The sequence below is a fragment of the Draconibacterium sp. genome, assembly GCF_041583095.1.
GTDB lineage: Bacteria > Bacteroidota > Bacteroidia > Bacteroidales > Prolixibacteraceae > Draconibacterium.
Genome location: NZ_JBFHGM010000330.1, coordinates 1 through 5,139 on the forward strand (window position 1 = coordinate 1; position 5,139 = coordinate 5,139).

The following is a 5,139-nucleotide window of genomic DNA, read 5'->3' on the forward strand; positions in this document are numbered from 1 at the left end:
AAAAATACAATTTCCTATACCTGGCGCGGAGGGTTAAAATACCGCTTTAACGAATACGGAAATATTTATGCCAACTACTCGCGCGGACGCCGCCCTGCCGTATTGCAGTTTACCTCAACAGGAGAAGAGGAAGTTCTGGAGCCGGAAATCCTCGATAATTATGAACTGGGCTTTAAAGCCGCATTCTACGACCGTGTGTTTGTTGACGTGGCAGGTTTCTACTCGCTTTACAAAGATTTTCAAACCCGCGCGTGGGTAGCAGACAGCCAAACCGGGGAATACAACCTGCTGTTTAAAGATGGTGGGCAGGCAACATCGTATGGTGCCGAGGCTAATTTACGAGTAGCCATTATAGAACAATTGGATATGTTTGTCAATTACGCATGGTTAAAAACTGAGTTCGACTCTACCGATGTTGACGGAGCGGCACAACTTTATGCCGGCAATGTTTTTAGTCTGGCACCGGAACACAGCTTTGCCGTAGGGTTGAATGCACGTGTTAACATTACACCCAACATTAAGCTGTTTGTAACGCCAACGTATTCGTATAAATCGCACATGTATTTTGAGGATGCCAACACTCCCGGACTGGAACAGGATGGTTATGGTTTACTGAATATTAACGGCGGGCTTGAGCTGGCCGATCCGAACATCCGATTAACGGTTTGGGCGAACAATGTACTCGACGAACAGTTTATCACCAGCGCCGGAAATACCGGAAGCCTGTTTGGTGTACCTACTTTTGTGCCGGGCTCTCCACAAATGATCGGTACTAAACTGACCTGGAATTTTACCAAAGAGGACCGACGCAGAAGGAGAAGGTAATCGCGTTGGTACCGTTAAATTATAATCCGTTAAGTTTCGATTCGATCAAACTGAACGAATTAAACTTACCTTTGCGCCATGTCAGGAAAAAAGAAGAACCAGAAAAATATTCTCAGCAAGCTAAATATTGAGAAGCTTAATCCGATGCAGGAGGAAGCAAAACTTGCCATTCATAAAGCCGATAATACCATTTTACTTTCGCCAACCGGAACAGGAAAAACACTGGCCTTTATGTTACCCATTGTTGCCGAACTCGATCCGGATTGCGAATTTGTTCAGGTGCTCATTTTGGTGCCTTCGCGCGAACTGGCGATACAAATTGAGCAGGTTACCCGCGACATGGGTACCGGTTACAAATGCAATGCTTTTTACGGTGGACGAAATTTTAGTAAAGACCGCATTGATTTAAACCGCCCACCGGCCATCTTAATTGGCACGCCGGGAAGAATTGCCGACCACATGCGACGTGAAACGTTTTATACGCACAAAATAAAAACGCTGGTGCTTGATGAGTTTGATAAATCGCTGGAAATTGGTTTTGAAAAAGATATGCAAGACATTGTTTCTTTCCTTCCTGAAGTAGAGAAAAAGGTGCTTACATCGGCGACTCATCGTGTGCGCATCCCCGAGTTTCTGGCGTTTAAAAATCCGCTTAGCGTTAATTTCCTGAAGGATGAGGTTCCTGAGCTGGAGATTAAAACCATTGTTTCGCCCGAGAAAGATAAACTGGAAACACTGGTAAAAGCACTGCGCCATTTGGGAAACCAACCCGGTATTATTTTTTGCAATTTTAAAGAATCGATTGACCGGGTTAGTACATATCTTACTGAAAACGGGATTAGCCACGGTACTTTTTACGGCGGAATGGAACAAACCGACCGCGAGCGGGTACTGATTAAATTCAGAAACGGGACATACCGATTAATTGTTGCAACCGATCTGGCAGCACGCGGGCTAGATATTCCGGAGTTAAAATTTATTCTGCACTACCATCTTCCTTTACGTTTTCAGGAATTTACACACCGCAACGGGCGGACTGCAAGAATGCACAGTGAAGGAACTGCTTATATTCTAAAATGGGAGGGTGAAGATTATCCTGAATTTATTCAACCTACCGAAATTGAAGAACTTACAGAGGCAGCTCTCCCCACCACATCAGGATGGGATACACTTTTTGTTTCGGGCGGACGAAAAGATAAAATTTCGAAAGGAGACATTGCCGGATTATTTTTCAAACAGGGCAAACTCGGTAAAGATGAATTGGGCGTGATCGAATTAAAACACGACTGCGCTTTTGTAGCCGTTCGATCGGATAAGGTTGAGGCAGTAATCGCAGAAGTCAGTAACACTAAATTGAAAAATAAAAAAGTTCGCATTTCGCTTATTTAATAATACGCTCTAAACACCTTTTCTTTGCTATTTTATTTTCCTTGAGTTAATTTTTGTACTCCGGTAAGTTCAACAACTTATTCAACTGGTTTTAGAATCCTAAACAGTAAAATTCTTCCGAAATCTGAAGCGATTTCAACAGACGAAATCCCGTAACCTTTTTCATAATATTTATGTAAAAAAAGATACGATTATATTTTGAACAACGGCAAGAGTAGCAAAACAAACAAGTTATTATGAAAACAATGCAGGAAGATATCAGGCTTTTGGTAATTGCAGTCGGTATATTGTTACTGTCAATCCTTTTTTTACTCATCGTTACGCCCGGAGTGTATACCAAAACTCTACCCGATGAAAATAACACAGGAGCTTTAATAGGAATATCACTGGCCATTGGTTTTCGGTTGGTACTCTTGTTTGGCTATTTGCACATAATAAAAAGAATCAGGCAAAACTTCAACATTCGCATTGGCAGCTACATCGTAATCGGGGTACTTCTGCTTATTTTAGGCTTAATAGATACCGATGGTGCATTTGCATACCTACACAATACCGATGTTCTTTACATTTCCATTCTAATATTCGTAAGTATAGCCTGCGACCTAACAGCCGCCATACTTACATTTATTGCGGCTTCATTAAAACATAAAAATATTTCAGAAATCGCATCTCCCGATAAAATGTTGTTGTATGGATTTGTTGTTGGTGTAGGCGTAGTTATGATGATTCTTTTTGCCTTCCCATGGGGGATAATTCTTTCGGTGGCTTTTTGGATTTATTTGGGAATAACAACGCGTAAAAAGCAATCGTTTTTCTCGCACGAAATTGAAGCCACTCGTGCTGAAAAACTTCAGAAACGGTTAAAAGGACTGTTGACAATTGCAGCCATCTCGCTTACTGTAGCCATCGCCGGCTTAGTTATACACAAAGTACACTCGGGTAATACAGGAGGTGAAGAATCACCATTTTTCTATATTGGAGTTATTGCCGAGTACTTTTTTGTTATGGCATCCGCCGGGGGTATTATCACCTTTCTTAAAGGGCAACAAAAGCCACAATAAAGAAAATCCGGGCGTAAAATATGAGTGAATTATCAACCGAAGAAGGGGAAAATCATTCCCCGTGAGATTCTCGAATTATTTCATTTATCAGCTTAACCGAATCGCGGATACAACCTTCACATACTTCCTTTTTCAGGTTATTGGTTCTGAAATAATTCTGACCTTCTTCGGTGTTTAAGTCGCAATTGATTAATGCCTTGCAAACCGTTGTTCCTTTCTGCTGCGTAAACCGATTATGAAACGATTGAACCATACCATAGGTCTTTTCCACTTGTTCCGGGTTATCTTTCGAATCGGCATTTGCCAAACCAAAAATCATGTAGGCTGCTGATACGGCGCCACAAGTTTCCTGCAGGCGGCCCATGCCGCCACCAAATCCACACGATAAATTAATGGCGATTTCTCTATCCACCTGCAAAACATCGGAATAAGAAATCAGAACAGATTGCGCACAATTATAATCCTGCCAGAAAAGCCCGACTGCTTTATTGCTAAGCTCGTTGTAGTCTAATAGTTTGTTCATAGTTTCGATTTTTAGTTGGCCTGTTATGCCTCGCCTTCAATGACAGTTTTAATTTCTTTTGTTTCTGTATCGAATAATAGCAAGCCTTCAGTTTTTTCGTCAAGTTGCCCCATCAGCTCCCCTTTTTCATTCCATACCGATGATCTTCCGGCGCATTCGTAACCACCTGAACTTCCCACGTAATTGGACATAAGTGTTACCATATTTTTGGTCTTCGCCATGCCCGAAAGTTTTTTAATTTCTGCCTCAATTCCTGCAACCGAGCTTAAAACGCTTGCAATATAAATTGTTGCATTATTCTGGCTGGCATACTCCCAGTGTGCGTCATTTGAGGCTTCGTAGCAAATGGCGGGCGACACTACTTCTGTTTCAAGGTTAAGCACCATTGGATTTTTGGCTGCGGTAAAAAACGGTTCTTCCGGAGGGTACAAATATTGTTTCGAATAGGTTATTCGATCGGTATGAGGCTGAAAAATAATCATGCTTATAAATACATTGTCCGATTTTCGTGTTGGTAATCCAACTCCGATGGTTATGCCGTTTTCATCACTTAATCGTTGCATTTCATCCAGTCTTTTGTCATCCGGGTTGGTGGCCAACTCCCCGGCCAGCTCTCTTTCGTAGCCGGTTAACGATAATTCAGGAAATACCACCATGTCGGCTTCAATTCGAATGGCCTGTTTTATCCACTTAAGATGGGTCTCAACATTTTTTTCAATGTTGCCTTTTACGGCCTCAATTTGTGCAACAGCTACTCTCATTGTGTTTTTTTAAATCGTTTATGTTCGGTTATACTTGTTTTGGTGCAAGGCTTTTCGTGTTTCCCGGATCGGCACTTCTATTTTGTTTTTAAGACGTAAAACAGGAAAATCAAAATTAATTAATCGCTGTAAATCTTAATCAGAAATTCGGCGAATTATTATTCTTTCAAGTAACAAATACATGCTTTTGAATGATAAAAGTTAATCACTTGTCTTTTCTAATTTAAACACTTGTGATTTGTATAAAAATCACAAGTGACTTTTTTGCGCATCACTTGTGTTTATAATTGTAGTATCAAGTGATGGAAAGTATTGGCCAGAGAAACCATATGTCCTGCAAGATGTTATTCCTTTTCGAATGAAAAAAACGAGCAACAAAAAAGGGAAGCTAATGCTTCCCTTTTCCTGTATCTAATTCAATGAATTATCTTTCAGCTTTCTTTCTTGACGAGTAGTTAATGTTCAGTGCAGCCGATTTACGCAGCTCCTGCTTAACATCACCTACAATCTGCATTCTTGTATTCTCATCAATTTTCAACGAAGTAACCATAAATGGTTGTTCAGCCTCATCTCTGGCTTC

At 41.0% G+C, this 5,139-nt stretch carries 5 protein-coding genes; 3 read left to right on the top strand and 2 right to left on the bottom strand.

The window, feature by feature from the left end; genetic code table 11:
- From ABZB17_RS20275 to ABZB17_RS20285, 3 genes are all read left to right on the top strand, one after another.
- A partial coding sequence (locus ABZB17_RS20275) for a TonB-dependent receptor domain-containing protein (protein WP_372653048.1) occupies positions 1-825 on the top strand: 825 nt, incomplete at its 5' end.
- A gap of 78 nt (positions 826-903) precedes the next feature.
- Positions 904-2,214, top strand: a complete 1,311-nt coding sequence (locus tag ABZB17_RS20280) for a DEAD/DEAH box helicase (RefSeq protein ID WP_372653051.1) — start codon at positions 904-906, stop codon at positions 2,212-2,214.
- A 236-nt stretch (positions 2,215-2,450) separates the two neighbouring features.
- Complete coding sequence (locus ABZB17_RS20285) at positions 2,451-3,275, top strand: hypothetical protein (RefSeq protein WP_372653054.1); 825 nt, start codon at positions 2,451-2,453, stop codon at positions 3,273-3,275.
- A 52-nt stretch (positions 3,276-3,327) separates the two neighbouring features.
- Here the strand turns inward: ABZB17_RS20285 and ABZB17_RS20290 are convergent, their stop codons facing one another.
- Positions 3,328-3,798, bottom strand: a complete 471-nt coding sequence (locus tag ABZB17_RS20290; protein ID WP_372653056.1) for a C-GCAxxG-C-C family protein — start codon at positions 3,796-3,798, stop codon at positions 3,328-3,330.
- 23 nt (positions 3,799-3,821) lie between these two features.
- Positions 3,822-4,559, bottom strand: coding sequence for a carbon-nitrogen hydrolase family protein (locus tag ABZB17_RS20295; protein WP_372653058.1), 738 nt, complete (start codon positions 4,557-4,559; stop codon positions 3,822-3,824).
- Between the last annotated feature and the right edge of the window lie 580 nt (positions 4,560-5,139).